General features: G+C 62.2%; 14 protein-coding genes. 12 read left to right on the top strand and 2 right to left on the bottom strand.

Translation table 11 applies throughout. The features are described from left to right. Window positions 1–8: 8 nt before the first annotated feature. Window positions 9–710, bottom strand: a complete 702-nt coding sequence (ubiG, locus tag ACHAC9_RS16840; RefSeq protein WP_435761429.1) for a bifunctional 2-polyprenyl-6-hydroxyphenol methylase/3-demethylubiquinol 3-O-methyltransferase UbiG — start codon at window positions 708–710, stop codon at window positions 9–11. A gap of 101 nt (window positions 711–811) precedes the next feature. Then, window positions 812–1,522, bottom strand: coding sequence for an outer membrane protein OmpA (ompA, locus tag ACHAC9_RS16835; protein ID WP_435761427.1), 711 nt, complete (start codon window positions 1,520–1,522; stop codon window positions 812–814). 413 nt (window positions 1,523–1,935) lie between these two features. Here ompA and gyrA point away from each other — a divergent pair, with 413 nt between their 5' ends. The 12 genes from gyrA to lapB all read left to right on the top strand — a co-directional run bounded on the left by gyrA (window position 1,936) and on the right by lapB (window position 15,312). Beyond that, the gene (gene gyrA, locus ACHAC9_RS16830) at window positions 1,936–4,554 is read left to right on the top strand and encodes a DNA gyrase subunit A (RefSeq protein WP_435761425.1); all 2,619 of its coding nucleotides are present in this window, start codon (window positions 1,936–1,938) and stop codon (window positions 4,552–4,554) included. Between the two features lie 59 nt (window positions 4,555–4,613). Beyond that, window positions 4,614–5,147: a DUF2059 domain-containing protein gene (locus ACHAC9_RS16825; RefSeq protein WP_435761424.1), complete on the top strand. Its 534-nt coding sequence runs from the start codon at window positions 4,614–4,616 to the stop codon at window positions 5,145–5,147. Window positions 5,148–5,179: 32 nt separating this feature from the next. Continuing rightward, window positions 5,180–6,268: a 3-phosphoserine/phosphohydroxythreonine transaminase gene (gene serC / locus ACHAC9_RS16820; RefSeq protein ID WP_435761422.1), complete on the top strand. Its 1,089-nt coding sequence runs from the start codon at window positions 5,180–5,182 to the stop codon at window positions 6,266–6,268. A 99-nt stretch (window positions 6,269–6,367) separates the two neighbouring features. Next, window positions 6,368–7,438 carry a prephenate dehydratase gene (gene pheA / locus ACHAC9_RS16815; RefSeq protein WP_435761420.1) on the top strand — a complete coding sequence of 357 codons (1,071 nt, stop codon included), beginning with the start codon at window positions 6,368–6,370 and terminating at the stop codon, window positions 7,436–7,438. 20 nt (window positions 7,439–7,458) lie between these two features. Continuing rightward, window positions 7,459–8,562 carry a histidinol-phosphate transaminase gene (gene hisC / locus ACHAC9_RS16810; protein WP_435761418.1) on the top strand — a complete coding sequence of 368 codons (1,104 nt, stop codon included), beginning with the start codon at window positions 7,459–7,461 and terminating at the stop codon, window positions 8,560–8,562. Next, window positions 8,563–9,459, top strand: a complete 897-nt coding sequence (locus ACHAC9_RS16805) for a prephenate dehydrogenase (RefSeq protein WP_435761416.1) — start codon at window positions 8,563–8,565, stop codon at window positions 9,457–9,459. Then, window positions 9,456–10,793: a 3-phosphoshikimate 1-carboxyvinyltransferase gene (gene aroA / locus ACHAC9_RS16800; protein ID WP_435761414.1), complete on the top strand. Its 1,338-nt coding sequence runs from the start codon at window positions 9,456–9,458 to the stop codon at window positions 10,791–10,793. Before ACHAC9_RS16805 ends, aroA begins: the two co-directional genes overlap by 4 nt. A gap of 31 nt (window positions 10,794–10,824) precedes the next feature. Next, window positions 10,825–11,487 (top strand): (d)CMP kinase, encoded by a 663-nt coding sequence (gene cmk, locus ACHAC9_RS16795; protein ID WP_435761412.1) that lies wholly within the window; start codon window positions 10,825–10,827, stop codon window positions 11,485–11,487. Between the two features lie 107 nt (window positions 11,488–11,594). Further along, window positions 11,595–13,307, top strand: coding sequence for a 30S ribosomal protein S1 (gene rpsA, locus ACHAC9_RS16790; RefSeq protein ID WP_435761410.1), 1,713 nt, complete (start codon window positions 11,595–11,597; stop codon window positions 13,305–13,307). A gap of 21 nt (window positions 13,308–13,328) precedes the next feature. Continuing rightward, entirely contained in the window at window positions 13,329–13,634 is a 306-nt protein-coding gene (locus ACHAC9_RS16785) for an integration host factor subunit beta (protein ID WP_435761408.1), read from the top strand. Between the two features lie 148 nt (window positions 13,635–13,782). After that, window positions 13,783–14,091, top strand: a complete 309-nt coding sequence (locus ACHAC9_RS16780) for a LapA family protein (RefSeq protein ID WP_435761406.1) — start codon at window positions 13,783–13,785, stop codon at window positions 14,089–14,091. 45 nt (window positions 14,092–14,136) lie between these two features. Further along, complete coding sequence (gene lapB / locus ACHAC9_RS16775; protein ID WP_435761404.1) at window positions 14,137–15,312, top strand: lipopolysaccharide assembly protein LapB; 1,176 nt, start codon at window positions 14,137–14,139, stop codon at window positions 15,310–15,312. The last annotated feature ends 4 nt before the right edge of the window (window positions 15,313–15,316 follow it).

Raw genomic sequence — 15,316 nt, 5'->3', positions numbered from 1 at the left:
CGAATCAGTCAAACAGGTTTGGTACAGGCCACCATGTAGTTCACATCGGTGTCGTTGTTGAGCGAGTAGATCTTGGTCAGCGGATTGTAGGTCAAGCCCTTCATCCCCTCGACCTGCAGGCCGGCGGCGCGCATGAATTGCGACAGTTCGGCCGGCGTCAGGAATTTGCCGTAGTCGTGGGTGCCGCGCGGCAGCATGCGCAGCACGTATTCGGCGCCGATCACGGCCAGCAAATACGCCTTCGGATTGCGGTTGATGGTCGAGAAGAACAGCTGGCCGCCCGGTTTCACCAGGGTGGCAGCCGCGCGTACGATCGAGGCCGGGTCCGGCACGTGCTCGAGCATTTCCATGCAGGTGACGACATCGTACTGGCCTGGCTCTTCGAGCGCCATGTCTTCGGCGGCGATCAGCTTGTAGCGCACGTCGACGCCGGACTCCAGGCCATGCAGGTCGGCGACCTTCAGCGCTTTCTTGGACAGGTCGATGCCGGTCACTTTCGCACCCTTGCGCGCCATCGATTCGGACAGCACGCCGCCGCCGCAACCGATATCGATCACGTTCTTGCCGGCCAGTGGTGCGCGCGCGTTGATCCATTCCAGGCGCAAGGGATTGATTTCATGCAGTGGACGAAACTCGGAAGTCGGGTCCCACCAGCGGTGGGCCAGCTCGCTGAATTTGTTGATTTCTAAAGGATCGGCGTTCGTAGTCATAGGTCGGAATAATAACGGGAAATATCGGGTGGCGACGGACGCATGGCGATGAGACGAAAAAAAACCCCGCCGCAGCGGGGTTCCTTGTACCGCGCCCAGGATTACTGTGGGCGGCTACGGGTGCCGACGACTTCGATCTCGACGCGGCGGTTCTTCGCGCGGCCAGCCGAGTCTTTGTTGTCAGCAACTGGCTGCTTCTCGCCCTTGCCTTCGGTGTAGACGCGGTTGGCGTCGATGCCCTTGCTTTGCAGGTAGGCCTTGACCGATTCAGCGCGGCGGATCGACAGTTTCTGGTTATAAGCATCGGTGCCGATCGAGTCGGTGTGGCCGACGGCAATGATGACTTCCAGGTTCATGTCGCCCAGCTTCGAGGTCAGCTCGTTGAGCGATGCCTTGCCTTCAGGCTTGAGGACGGCTTTGTCGAAATCGAAGAAGGCGTCAGCCGAGTAGCTCACCTTTTCCGAGGTCGGCACAGGAGCCGGCGCAGGGGTTGGGGCAGGCGCCGGTGGCGCGGCTTCGACTGGCGGTGGCGGCGGAGCCACGCACTTGCCGTTTTCGAGCGTTTCAGGTGGGACGCACAGTGGTGCGTCGCAGCCTGGGACCGCATCGGCCGGGGTCCAGTAGCCGGTACGCCAGCACAGGCCGAAAGGATCGCGCGCGATCACGCCGCGGCTGTCCTGGACGTAGGCGCTATACGGCTTGTTCGCCTGGATGTCGGTCGTCAGCGGCGCGTATGGAGGCGCGCTCTGTGCGAACGCACTACCAGCCATCGCTGCCGAAGCTGCGAGCATGAGGGTTGCAATCTTCTTCATATTTTTTGATCCTTTCGGTTTTTATATCTTTTCGCTGCGAAACTTTTGTCATTCACGTCAACGTAGGCAGAATAATAACACCATTTGCCGCCGTGTTCGTTTCGCATTGTGAAACAAGCAATTAACTTCTCGGCCATTTTGCCACATTCGCTATAGGAGTATGCCCTGTGTATTGCGCAATCGTGGTGCATGCGTTGGAACACGTTGTTTCTGCGCAACAACGTATCGGTAGCGCACGCCAGCTTGACGAACATTTATGACATGCATGTGTCAGATCAACAATCATGCGAAAAGATGGTGAAGGTCTGAACGCGGCCCGCCCACTTCGGCAAATGTCGCCCACCGTATAGGTGCATGGTAGAATCATCGGTTGGAACTCATAACATTTAGCCTGAAAGCAGTCGACCCGCCCAATGGATCAATTCGCAAAAGAAACAGTCCCTATTTCACTTGAAGAAGAGATGCGCAAGAGCTATCTCGATTACGCGATGAGCGTGATCGTGGGCCGTGCGCTGCCGGATGTGCGCGATGGCTTGAAGCCGGTGCATCGCCGCGTCCTTTTCTCGATGCACGAGAGTAATTACAACTTCAACCGCCCGTACGTGAAATGCGCGCGTGTGGTTGGCGATACCATGGGTAAGTACCACCCGCACGGCGACTCGTCGATTTACGACACCCTCGTCCGTATGGCCCAGGACTTCTCGCTGCGCTACACGCTCGTTGACGGCCAGGGCAACTTCGGCTCGATCGACGGTGACAGCGCGGCGGCAATGCGTTACACCGAGTGCCGCCTCGACAAGATCGCCAGCGAACTGCTGGCCGACATCGACAAGGACACGGTCGACTTCCAGCCGAACTATGATGGCAAGGAAAAGGAACCGACGGTCCTGCCGACCAAGATTCCGAACCTGTTAATTAACGGTTCCTCCGGCATCGCGGTCGGCATGGCCACCAACATCCCGCCGCACAACCTGTCGGAAGTCATCAACGGCGCCCAGCACCTGCTGCGCAACCCGGACTGCACGATCGACGAGCTGATCGAACTGATCCCGGCGCCGGACTTCCCGACCGCCGGCATCATCTATGGCGTCTCGGGCGTGCGCGACGGTTACCGCACCGGCCGTGGCCGCGTGGTGATGCGCGCCAAGACCCACTTCGAAGAGTATGGCAAGGATGGCGGCCGCATCGCGATCATCATCGACGAGCTGCCGTACCAGGTAAATAAGAAATCGCTGCTCGAGCGTATCGCCGAGAACGTGCGCGACAAGAAGTTAGAGGGCATTTCCGACATCCGCGACGAGTCCGACAAGTCGGGCATGCGCGTGGTCATCGAGCTGAAACGCGGTGAAGTGCCGGAAGTGGTGCTGAACAACCTGTACAAGCAGACCCAGCTGCAAGACACCTTCGGCATGAACATGGTCGCGCTGGTCAATGGCCAGCCGAAGCTCTTGAACCTCAAGCAGATGCTCGAGTGCTTCCTGTCGCACCGCCGCGAAGTCGTCACGCGCCGTACCGTGTTCGAACTGCGCAAGGCACGCGAGCGTGGTCACATGCTCGAGGGCCTGGCTGTCGCGCTGGCCAACATCGACGACTTCATCGCCATCATCAAGGCCGCGCCGACGCCGCCGGTGGCAAAAATGGAACTCATGCAGCAAGCCTGGGATTCGTCCCTGGTGCGCGAAATGCTGCTGCGTACGGCCGAAGGCAGCACGCTCGGCGGCATCGAAGCCTTCCGTCCGGAGCACCTGCCGAAGCACTACGGCATGCAGGCCGATGGCCTGTATAAACTGTCGGACGAGCAGGCCCAGGAAATCCTGCAGATGCGCTTGCAGCGCCTGACGGGTCTCGAGCAGGACAAGATCGTCAACGAGTACAAGGAAGTGATGTCGCACATCGCCGACCTGCTCGACATCCTGTCGCGTCCGGAACGCGTGACGACCATCATCAGCGACGAGATGGTGCAGATCAAGAGCGACTACGCAGAGAACGGCAAAGACACGCGCCGCTCGGTCATCGAGCACAACGCCAGCGACCTGGACACCGAAGACCTGATCACGCCGCAGGACATGGTGGTGACGCTCTCGCACACCGGCTACATGAAGTCGCAGCCGATCGCCGAATACCGCGCGCAGAAGCGGGGCGGGCGCGGCAAGCAGGCGATGGCGACGAAAGAGGCGGACTGGATCGACCAGCTGTTCATCGCCAATACGCACGACTACATGCTGTGCTTCTCGGACCGCGGCCGCATGTACTGGCTGAAGGTATGGGAAGTGCCGCAGGGTTCGCGCAATTCGCGCGGCAAGCCCATCGTGAACATGTTCCCGCTGCAGGACGACGAGAAGATCACGGTCATTCTGCCGCTGTCTGGCGAAAACCGCAGCTTCCCGGAAGACCATTACGTGTTCATGTCGACCTCGCTCGGCACGGTGAAGAAGACCCCGCTGAAGGACTTCAGCAACCCACGCAAGGCCGGCATCATCGCGGTCGACCTGGACCCGGGCGACTTCCTGATCGGCGCCGCGCTGACCGACGGCCAGCACGACGTGATGCTGTTCTCGGACGCCGGCAAGGCAGTGCGTTTCGACGAGAACGACGTGCGCCCGATGGGCCGCACCGCGCGCGGTGTGCGCGGCATGAACCTGGAAGAGGGTCAGAACGTGATCGCGCTGCTGGTGGCCGAGAACGAGCAGCAGTCGGTCCTCACCGCCACCGAGAACGGCTTCGGCAAGCGCACCCCGATCACGGAGTACACCCGCCACGGCCGCGGTACCAAGGGCATGATCGCGATCCAGACCAGCGAGCGCAACGGTAAAGTGGTGGCCGCGACCCTGGTCGATGTGACCGACGAGATCATGCTGATCACGACCGGCGGCGTATTGATCCGCACCCGCGTGGCCGAGATCCGCGAAATGGGCCGCGCCACCCAAGGCGTGACCCTGATCGCGGTCGAAGACGGCACCAAGCTGTCGGGCCTGCAACGCATCGTCGAGACCGACCTCGAAGAAGTCGAACTCGAAGCCGGGCCGCAGTAAACGGCCCGAATGAGGGAGGGCGTTGCCCTCCCTTTTTTCATGCATGTCTGGAGCGGTTGATGAAACGTCTCGTTGCACTGTTTTGCACACTGGCCATGTCGGCCTCCGCCCTGGCCCAGGCACCGGCGGCGCTCGATCCTGCGCTGGCGCAGAGCGTCAGGGAACTGCTGACGGCCATGAAATACCGCGAGCAGTTGACGGCGCGCCTGCAGCAAACCGCCCAGGCCATGCCCGAGGTCATACTCAAGGCGCAGGCCAAGCGGATCAACGCCAACCCGAAGCTGACGGAAGAGCAGAAGAAGGCCGAACTTGCCATCGTTGGCAACAGTACCGCGCGCGTGGCGCAGGGCGGGCAGCGTATGCTGGCCGATCCGAAGCTGGTGGACGAGATCCTCGACCGCGTCGTGCCGATGTATGCCAGCAAGTTCACGCAGGCCGAGGTGAATGAGCTGCTGGTCTTTTACAAGAGTCCGACTGCAGCGAAACTGCTCTCGCTCAATCCCCAGCTCATGCAGGAGGCGAACCAGCTTACCCAGGATATGCTGAGGGAGCGTCTGGCGGCGGCGACCGCCCAGGCACTGCAGGCCAAGTAATCAACAGGAGCAGAACAGGAGCAAGTAAGCCAGTGACCCAGATCTTCAATTTCTCGGCCGGCCCGGCCGTCCTCCCGAAGGAAGTGCTGCAACAAGCCGCCAGTGAAATGCTCGACTGGCACGGCAGCGGCATGTCGGTGATGGAGATGAGCCATCGCGGTCCCGAATTCATCGCCATTTACAAGCAGGCGGAAGCCGACCTGCGCGAACTGCTGGCAGTCCCGGATAATTACCGCATCCTGTTCATGCAGGGCGGGGGACTTGGTCAGAACGCCGTCATTCCACTCAATTTGCTCGGCCGCGTGCGCGAGCCGGCGACCATCGACTTCGTCCACACCGGTTCCTGGTCGGGCAAGTCGATCAAGGAAGCGGCGCGTTATGCGCAAGTGAACGTCGCAGCCTCGAGCCAGGCCGAAGGTTTTACTTGCGTGCCGCCGCAGGATGCGTGGAAACTCACCGACGGCGCGGCTTACCTGCACGTCTGCACCAACGAAACCATCGACGGCGTCGAGTACAACTTCGTGCCGCAAGCACCAAGTGGCGTGCCGGTCGTCGCCGACATGTCTTCGCACATCCTGTCGCGCGTCATCGATGTCTCGCAATACGGCGTCATCTTCGCCGGCGCGCAGAAGAATATCGGCCCCGCCGGGCTGACGCTGGTGATCGTGCGCGAGGATTTACTGGACTACGCGCTGCCGATCTGTCCGTCCGCCTTCCACTGGAAGAACGTGGCCGAGCACGAATCGATGTTCAATACGCCGCCGACCTATGCGATCTATATCGCCGGGCTGGTGTTCGCCCAACTGAAAGCGCAGGGTGGCGTGGCGGCGATGGAAGCGCGTAATATCGAGAAGGCGCGCCTGTTGTATGGGGCACTGGATGCGGACGATTTCTACAGCAACCGCGTGCATGTTTCATGTCGCTCACGCATGAATATCCCGTTCTATTTACGCGACGAATCACTGAATGAAGCATTTTTGGCCGGCGCGAAGGCGCGCGGGTTGCTGCAGCTGAAGGGCCACAAGTCCGTCGGGGGTATGCGGGCGTCGATCTACAATGCGATGCCGATCGAAGGGGTGCAGGCCCTGGTCGGTTATTTGAACGAGTTTGCGGGGCGGTAGTATGTCGTACGGCGGCCACGCCGCCGCATGCCGCACCATTGACGGATAAACCGCAACCGATCGCGCGGTGATCCGCGGGCAATCAACAATCAACCAACCATGACAGACAAACTCACCCCCCTGCGCGAACGGATCGATGCGATCGACGCGCAAATCCTCGACCTGCTGAGCCAGCGCGGCCGCATCGCCCAGCAAGTCGGCCACGTCAAAGCCGAAACCGACGCCCCCGTATTCCGCCCCGAGCGCGAAGCGCAGGTGCTGCGCGGCGTCGCCGAGCGCAATCCCGGCCCCCTGAAAAACCAGGACGTGCAAACCATCTTCCGCGAAGTGATGTCCGCCTGCCGCGCGCTGGAAAAGCGCGTCACCGTGGCTTATCTGGGCCCGGCCGGCACCTTCAGCGAGCAGGCCGTGTACCAGCAGTTCGGCAGCGCGGTCGAAGGCTTGCCGTGCGCCTCGATCGACGAAGTCTTCCGCGCCACCGAAGCGGGCACCGCCGACTTCGGCGTGGTACCGGTCGAGAATTCGTCGGAAGGCGCGATCAACCGCACGCTCGACCTGCTGCTGGCGACGACCACCGTGATCAGCGGCGAAGTCTCGATCCCCGTGCACCACAGCCTGATGACGAAGACCGGCAGCATGGAGGGCGTGACCGTCGTCTGCGCCCACTCGCAGGCGCTGGCCCAGTGCCAGGTCTGGCTGAACCTGCACCATCCAGGCGTGGAACGCCGCGCCGTGGCCTCGAACGCGGAAGCGGCGGTCATGGCCAGCAAGGATGCCACGATCGCCGCGATCGCCAGCGAAATGGCCGGCGAACAGTACCAGCTCGGCGTGGTGCAGGCCCATATCCAGGACGACCCGCACAACCGCACCCGCTTCGTCGTGATCGGAACGCTGCAGACGAATCCTTCGGGGATCGACCGCACCTCGCTGGTGCTGGCCGTGCCGAACACCGCCGGCGCCGTGTACAAACTGCTCGCGCCCCTGGCCACGCACGGCGTGTCGATGACGCGTTTCGAATCGCGCCCGGCGCGCATCGGCACCTGGGAGTATTACTTCTATGTGGACGTCGAAGGCCACCGCCAGGACGCGCCGGTTGCGCGGGCCCTCGAAGAACTGCACAACAATGCTGCCTTTTTCAAGCTGCTGGGTTCCTACCCGGTCGGCCTCTAATTTTTAATCGAGAACACCCCATGTCGACATTCGGTCCAGAGTACGTTCGTGCCATCGCCCCTTACCAGGCCGGCAAACCCATCGCTGAAGTCGCCCGCGAATTCGGCCTCGACGAAGCGGCCATCGTCAAGCTCGCCTCCAACGAAAATCCGTTCGGCGTGCCCGAGTCGAGCAAGGCTGCCATGGCCAAAGCCGTGCTCGAGCTGGGCCGCTACCCGGACGCCAACGGTTTTGAATTGAAGGCAGCCCTGAGCGCGCGCTACGATGTGCCGGCCGACTGGATCACCCTCGGCAACGGCAGCAACGACATCCTCGAAATCGCGGCCCACGCCTTCGTGCAGAAGGGCGAATCGGTCGTCTTCGCGCAGTACTCGTTCGCGGTCTACGCGCTGGCCACGCAAGGCGTGGGCGGTCGCGCGATCGTCGTCCCGGCCGTGAACTACGGCCACGATTTAAAGGCGATGGCAGCGGCCATCGAGCCCGACACGCGCCTGGTGTATGTGGCCAACCCGAACAACCCGACCGGTACCTTCATTGGCGCCGAGGAAATCGAAGCGTTTCTCAAGCAGGTGCCCTCGAACGTCGTCGTCGTGCTCGATGAGGCCTATAACGAATACCTGGCGCCCGAACACCAGTTCGAATCGGCCAACTGGGTGCGAAAGTATCCGAACCTGGTCGTCTCGCGCACCTTCTCGAAGGCCTACGGCCTGGCCGGCCTGCGCGTCGGCTTTGCGATCGCCCAGCCGATCGTGACCGACCTGATGAACCGCATCCGCCAGCCGTTCAACGTCAATTCGCTGGCCCAGGCGGCGGCGATCGCGGCGCTGAACGACAAGGCGTTCCTGCAGAAGGGCGCGCAGAACAATGCCGAAGGCTACAAGCAGATGACCGCCGCTTTCCAGGAACTTGGCCTGGAATACGTTCCGTCGTTCGGCAACTTCGTGCTGGTGCGCGTCGGCGACGACGACCAGGCAGGTGCGCGCGTGAACGTGGCGCTGCTCAAGCAAGGCGTGATCGTGCGTCCGGTCGGCGCTTACGGCTTGCCGCAGTGGCTGCGTATCTCGATCGGCCTGCCGCAAGAGAACGCGACCTTTATCGCGGCCCTGAAGAAGGCGATCGCTTAAATGCTGGGCAAGGTCGTCGTCATTGGCGTCGGGCTGATCGGCGGCTCGTTCGCACTGGCACTCAAAAAAGCGGGCGCGGCGCGCCACATCGTCGGCATGGGCCGCTCGCACGAGGCGATGGCGCGCGCACTCGAACTGGGCATCGTCGACAGCATCACCGAGTCCTTTGAAGAAGCGATGGCGGGGGCCGACCTGGTCCTGCTGGCCGCCCCGGTGGCCCAGACCGGGCCGATCCTGGCCGCGCTGCTGCCCTACCTGGAGCCAGGCACCGTGATCACCGACGCCGGCAGCACCAAGTCGGACGTCGTGGCCTCCGCGCGCGCGGCGCTCGGCGCACAAGTCAGCCAGTTCGTGCCCGCACACCCGATCGCCGGGCGCGAATCGAATGGCCCGGATGCGGCGCTGGTTGACCTGTACCAGGGCAAGAAAACCGTCATCACGCCGCTGCCGGAAAATGCGGCAGGCGATGTCGGCCTGGTTGCTGCCGCCTGGCGCCTGTGCGGCGCCGTCATTCACACGCTCACGCCCGAACAGCACGACCGCGTGTTCGCGGCTGTGAGCCATCTGCCGCATCTGCTCGCGTTTGCGCTGGTGGACGATATCGCGAACAAGCCGCATGCGGATCAGCTGTTCCAGTATGCCGCCAGCGGCTTTCGCGACTTCACCCGGATTGCCGGCTCCTCGCCCGAAATGTGGCGCGACATCAGCCTGGCGAACCGCGATGCGCTCCTCACCGAGCTCGATGCATATCTGGCACAATTGACAGTATTGCGCGAACGGCTGGCCGCACACGATGGCCCCGGTATCGAGGCCATCTATACGAACGCCCAGCGCGCGCGCCGCGCGTGGAGCGAGGCGATTGAAACGTCCGAGCCTAAGACCCAGGAACCAGAATGACGCAGCAAAAGCCGAAACACTACCCGCAGCACATCGACCTCGAACCCGTGATGCACGTCGCGGGCACGGTGCGCCTGCCTGGCTCGAAAAGCATCTCGAACCGTACGCTGCTGCTCGCAGCACTCGCCCAGGGCGAGACCACGATCCACGACCTGCTGGCCTCCGACGACACCATGGTCATGCTCGGCGCGCTGCGCTCGCTCGGCATCAAGTGGGATGAGGTCGACGAGCGCACGATCGTCGTGCATGGCAACGGCGGCGTGCTGCCAAATGGCGAGGCCGACCTTTTCATGGGCAATGCCGGCACCGCGATCCGCCCGCTGACCGCGGCCCTGGCCGTGATCGGCGGCGATTACACGCTGCACGGCGTCTCGCGCATGCATGAGCGTCCGATCGGCGACCTGGTCGAGGCCCTGAACGAGATCGGCGCCCAGGTCGACTACACCGGGGAACCGGGCTTCCCGCCGCTGCGCATTCGGCGTGGCCACATTCATGCGAATCGCATGTCGGTGCGCGGCAACGTATCGAGCCAGTTCCTGACCGCCCTGTTGATGGCAGCGCCCTTGATGGCGCGCGGCCATGCGGTGACGATCGACGTCGTCGGCGAGCTCATTTCCAAGCCCTATATCGAGATCACGCTCAATCTAATGCGGCGCTTCGGCGTTAGCGTCGAGCAGAACGGCTGGGCCTCGTTTACGGTGCAGCCGGGCCAGCACTACGTCTCGCCGGGCAGCATCCACGTCGAAGGCGATGCGTCGTCGGCCTCGTATTTTCTCGCGGCCGGCGCGATCGGCGGCGGTCCCGTGCGGGTCGAGGGCGTGGGCCGGGACAGCATCCAGGGCGACGTGCGCTTCGCCGACGCCCTCGAACGGATGGGCGCGATCGTGACGCGCGGCGAAAACTGGATCGAGGCGCGCGGGAATGGCGTATTGAAAGCCATTGATGCCGACTTCAACCATATTCCCGACGCCGCGATGACGATTGCGGTGGCCGCGCTGTATGCCGACGGCCCCAGCACGCTGCGCAACATCGCCAGCTGGCGGGTCAAGGAAACCGACCGCCTGGCCGCGATGGCGATCGAGCTGCGCAAGGTCGGCGCCACGGTGGAAGAGGGCGCGGACTACATCCGCATCACCCCGCCCGAGGAGCTGTTGCCGGCGACCATCGACACCTACGACGACCACCGGATGGCGATGTGCTTTTCGCTGGCCTCGCTGGACGGCGTGGCACGCCGTGGCAACGCGATGCGCATCAACGATCCGAAATGCGTCGCCAAGACCTTCCCCGACTACTTCGAAGCGTTCGCGGGTATCGCACGCAACGAGTTGTTTTAAACCCGCGCCCGGCGCGTCCAAGAGGTAAACAATGCCCAATTCCCATATCCCCGTGATCACGCTCGACGGCCCGACCGCTTCCGGCAAGGGCACGGTCGCGGCGCGCGTCGCCGCGCGGCTCGACTACCACCTGCTCGACTCGGGCGCGCTGTACCGCTTGACGGCCTTGTCAAGCACGCGCGCCGGCGTTGCCCTCGACGACGAGCATGCGGTGGCGCAGCTGGCGGAGCACCTCCCGGCTAGCTTCGCCAACGGCGATATTTTCCTGGCCGGCGAAGACGTGGGCGAACTGATCCGGGCCGAGGAAGTCGGCAATAACGCATCGAAGATCGCGGCCATTCCCAGCGTGCGCCAGGCGCTCTATGCCCTGCAGCTGGGCTTTCGCAAACCGCCCGGCCTGGTGGCCGACGGACGCGACATGGGCACCGTAATTTTCCCCAACGCAAGGCTCAAAGTGTTTCTTACCGCCAGCGTCGAAGCACGGGCTGAGCGGCGATATAAGCAATTGATTGGCAAAGGATTTTCTGCTAATATGGACGATCTGCTTGCTGATTTGCAGGCGCGCGACGAGCGCGATACCCATCGCACCGTCGCCCCGCTGATCGCGGCAGAAGGCGCGTACATCCTCGATACGTCGGATATGACGGTCGATGAGGCTGTGGAGCAGGTGCTCCACTGGCATACGCTGCTGTAATTGTATTGGTGCCTGTCACGGCTTTTTGCCACGCAGGTGTTGTATTAACCTGACCCAGTTCAGAGCCGCGCCCACGACGGTCCTGCTGGCTAACATGTAAATAACCTATGTCTACTGCAACTACCCAAGATTCCGGTATGGAAAGTTTTGCCGCCCTGTTTGAAGAGTCGCTGTCACGTCAAGACATGCGCTCGGGCGAAGTCATCTCCGCCGAAGTCGTGCGTCTGGATCACAACTTCGTGATCGTCAACGCCGGCCTGAAATCTGAAGCATTCATTCCAATCGAAGAATTCAAGAATGACCAGGGCGAACTGGAAGTCGCTGTCGGCGATTTCGTTTCCGTGGCCATCGAGTCGCTCGAAAATGGTTTCGGCGATACCATCCTGTCGCGCGACAAGGCCAAGCGCCTGGCATCGTGGCTGGCTCTGGAAAAAGCAATGGAATCGGGTGAGATCGTCACCGGTACCGTCAACGGTAAAGTCAAAGGCGGCCTGACCGTCCTGACCAACGGCATCCGCGCATTCCTGCCGGGTTCGCTGGTCGACACCCGTCCGGTCAAGGACACCACCCCGTTCGAAGGCAAGACCCTGGAATTCAAGGTCATCAAGCTCGACCGTAAGCGTAACAACGTCGTCCTGTCGCGCCGCGCCGTCATCGAAGCATCGATGGGCGAAGAGCGCCAGAAGCTGATGGAAACGCTGAAAGAAGGCACCGTGGTTACCGGCGTCGTCAAGAATATCACCGACTATGGCGCATTCGTCGACCTGGGCGGCATCGACGGCCTGCTGCACATCACCGACCTGGCATGGCGTCGCGTGCGTCACCCGTCGGAAGTGCTGTCGGTTGGCCAGGAAATCACCGCCAAGGTCCTCAAGTACGATCAGGAAAAGAACCGCGTCTCGCTGGGTGTCAAGCAGCTGGGCGACGACCCATGGACCGGCCTGTCGCGTCGTTACCCACAGAGCACCCGCCTGTTCGGTAAAGTCACGAACCTCACCGACTACGGCGCATTCGTCGAAGTCGAGCAGGGCATCGAAGGCCTGGTGCACGTGTCGGAGATGGACTGGACCAACAAGAACGTGGCCCCGAACAAAGTCGTGCAGCTCGGCGACGAAGTCGAAGTCATGGTCCTGGAAATCGACGAAGAGCGTCGCCGTATCTCGCTGGGCATGAAGCAGTGCAAAGCGAACCCATGGGACGACTTCGGCATGACCCACAAGAAGGGCGACAAAGTCCGTGGTTCGATCAAGTCGATCACCGATTTCGGCGTGTTCATCGGCCTGCCAGGCAACATCGATGGTCTGGTGCACCTGTCGGATCTGTCGTGGACCGAAGCCGGCGAAGAAGCTGTTCGTCGCTTCAAGAAGGGCGACGAGCTGGAAGCCGTCGTTCTGGCCATCGATGTCGAGCGCGAGCGTGTTTCGCTGGGCGTCAAGCAGCTCGAAGGCGACCCGTTCAACAACTTTGCAGCCATGAACGACAAAGGTTCGCTGGTGACCGGTACGGTCAAGTCGGTCGAGCCTAAAGGCGCCGTCATCGCGCTCTCCGAAGAAGTCGAAGGCTACCTGCGCGCTTCGGAAATCGCACGTGACCGCGTTGAAGATGCCGGCACCCACCTGAAGGTTGGCGACAGCGTTGAAGCCCTGGTCATCAACATCGATCGCAAGGCTCGCAGCATCCAGCTGTCGATCAAGGCGAAAGACAATGTCGAGACCCAGGAAGTGATGAGCAAGCTGTCGAACTCGAATGACAGCAACGCTGCATCGGGCACCACCAGCCTGGGCGCGCTGCTCAAGGCCAAGTTCGATAATAAGAACTAATAGCCTGCCTGAGGCGACCAGATGACAAAGTCCGAGCTGATTGCACGACTGGCTGAGCGTTATTCCCAGCTGGTCGCCAAGGATGCGGAGTACGCAGTCAAGACCATCCTCGATGCGATGACCAACGCCCTGTCTACCGGGCAGCGCATCGAGATCCGTGGTTTCGGCAGCTTTTCGCTCAACAGCCGACCGCCCCGCATCGGCCGCAACCCGAAGTCCGGCGACAAGGTGATGGTCCCCGAAAAACGGGTGCCCCACTTCAAACCGGGCAAGCAGTTGCGCGAGCGGGTCGACGCGATGGTCGGTCAACCGATTATCGAAGACTGAGTCGTCTGCCACGTGCAGGCACAGAGAACGGCGTCCTTTGGGCGCCGTTTTTTTTTGTGAGAACGAAAGTGCAGACCCGACGTCTTTGAAAGAATGCTTGAGATATGCGACACTGCGCCTTTGCATCCCCCACCGCCAGGCCCACCAGATGAAATTCGTCTCCACCATCGCGGGATTTATCCTGTTCGTCCTGTTTTTCGGCTTCGCGCTGAAGAACACCCAGGAAGTCGAGCTGATCTTCTTCCTCGGTTACGAGTTGCGCGGCCCGCTCGTCCTGATGCTGCTGGCCTTCTTCATCGCCGGCGCCGCTCTCGGCATCCTGGCCCTGACGCCGACCGTCTTCCGCCACCGCCGTGAAGCATCGCAGCACAAGAACACGGTCCACGCGCTGCAAAGCGCCGCCGGCACCGGCACTGCCCAGCCGGCCGTCGACGCGGTCGCTGTCGTGCCACACTAAGCGCCCGCCAACGCGACTTGCCCCATCAACCAACAATAAGAACTCATGGAATTTGAAACCTGGTGGCTGCTCGCCGTCCCCGTCTTCTTCGGCCTCGGCTGGATCGCCGCCCGCGTCGACATCCAACAGATCCTGTCCGAATCGCGCACTTTGCCGCGGGCCTATTTCAAGGGCCTGAACCTGCTCCTGAACGACCAGCCCGACAAGGCCATCGACGCCTTCATCGAGATCGTCACGCTCGATCCCGAAACGGCCGACATGCACTTCGCGCTCGGCAACCTGTTCCGCCGGCGCGGAGAGATCGAGCGCGCCATCCGTGTCCACCAGAACCTGCTGGCGCGTCCCGACCTGCCGCCGGAACAGCGCAGCCAGGCCCAGTACGAACTCGGCATGGACTATTTGAAAGCCGGCCTGCTGGACCGTGCCGAAGAAACGTTCAACAGCCTGGTCGAAGGCAGCTACAGCGTGCAGGCGCAACGTGCGCTGCTGGAAATCTACCAGCGCGAAAAGGAATGGAGCCGCGCCATCGAGGCGGCAAGCGGCCTGCAATCCTCGGGCGCCGGCGCGCGCCAGAAGGAAATTGCGCAGTTCTATTGCGAGCTGGCCCAGGACGCCCTGGTGCGCAGCGACCTGGCCGACGCGATGGCCTTGTTGGATAAAGGCCTGCACGCCGACCGCAACAGCGTGCGCGCCACCATGCTGCTGGGCGACGTGCTGCTGGCGCAAGGCGAAGTCGAAGCCGCGATCCTCGCCTGGAAGCGCGTCGAACAGCAAAGCGTGCCGCACGTGGCGCTGGTGGCCGGACGCCTGATGGACGGCTATCGCCGCGTCGGCCGTCCGCAGGAAGGCGTCAACCTGCTGCGCTCGTATCTGGCCGAAGCGTCGTCGATTGACCTGATCGAGGTCGTCTTCAAGGCCGTGATTGAACTCGACGGCGTCGACGCTGCCAAACAACTGGTGCTCGATGAGTTGCGCCGCAATCCAACCTTGCTGGGCCTCGACAAGCTGCTCGAGGCGCGCCTGATGGACGCCCCGGCGCACATCTGGGAAGAGCTGTCGATGGTGAAGAACCTGATCCACGGCTATACGGCAAAACTGGCGCGCTACCAGTGCAGCCACTGCGGCTTCAAGGCGCGCCAGTACTATTGGCAATGCCCGGGTTGCAGCCGCTGGGAAACCTACCCGCCGCGCCGCACCGAAGAACTCAATGTAATGAACTGACGTC

The sequence above is a fragment of the Massilia sp. CMS3.1 genome (assembly GCF_051262535.1).
GTDB lineage: Bacteria > Pseudomonadota > Gammaproteobacteria > Burkholderiales > Burkholderiaceae_D > Telluria.
Note: the sequence above shows the minus strand (reverse complement) of the source record. Positions and strands in the feature narration are given on the sequence as shown.

Bases quoted from the DNA above. Each gene is read 5' to 3' on its own strand.
- ubiG (WP_435761429.1), bottom strand. From the start codon at position 710: ATGACTACGAACGCCGATCCTTTAGAAATCAACAAATTCAGCGAGCTG.
- ompA (WP_435761427.1), bottom strand. From the start codon at position 1,522: ATGAAGAAGATTGCAACCCTCATGCTCGCAGCTTCGGCAGCGATGGCT.
- gyrA (WP_435761425.1), top strand. From the start codon at position 1,936: ATGGATCAATTCGCAAAAGAAACAGTCCCTATTTCACTTGAAGAAGAG.
- ACHAC9_RS16825 (WP_435761424.1), top strand. From the start codon at position 4,614: ATGAAACGTCTCGTTGCACTGTTTTGCACACTGGCCATGTCGGCCTCC.
- pheA (WP_435761420.1), top strand. From the start codon at position 6,368: ATGACAGACAAACTCACCCCCCTGCGCGAACGGATCGATGCGATCGAC.
- hisC (WP_435761418.1), top strand. From the start codon at position 7,459: ATGTCGACATTCGGTCCAGAGTACGTTCGTGCCATCGCCCCTTACCAG.
- ACHAC9_RS16805 (WP_435761416.1), top strand. From the start codon at position 8,563: ATGCTGGGCAAGGTCGTCGTCATTGGCGTCGGGCTGATCGGCGGCTCG.
- aroA (WP_435761414.1), top strand. From the start codon at position 9,456: ATGACGCAGCAAAAGCCGAAACACTACCCGCAGCACATCGACCTCGAA.
- cmk (WP_435761412.1), top strand. From the start codon at position 10,825: ATGCCCAATTCCCATATCCCCGTGATCACGCTCGACGGCCCGACCGCT.
- rpsA (WP_435761410.1), top strand. From the start codon at position 11,595: ATGTCTACTGCAACTACCCAAGATTCCGGTATGGAAAGTTTTGCCGCC.
- ACHAC9_RS16785 (WP_435761408.1), top strand. From the start codon at position 13,329: ATGACAAAGTCCGAGCTGATTGCACGACTGGCTGAGCGTTATTCCCAG.
- ACHAC9_RS16780 (WP_435761406.1), top strand. From the start codon at position 13,783: ATGAAATTCGTCTCCACCATCGCGGGATTTATCCTGTTCGTCCTGTTT.
- lapB (WP_435761404.1), top strand. From the start codon at position 14,137: ATGGAATTTGAAACCTGGTGGCTGCTCGCCGTCCCCGTCTTCTTCGGC.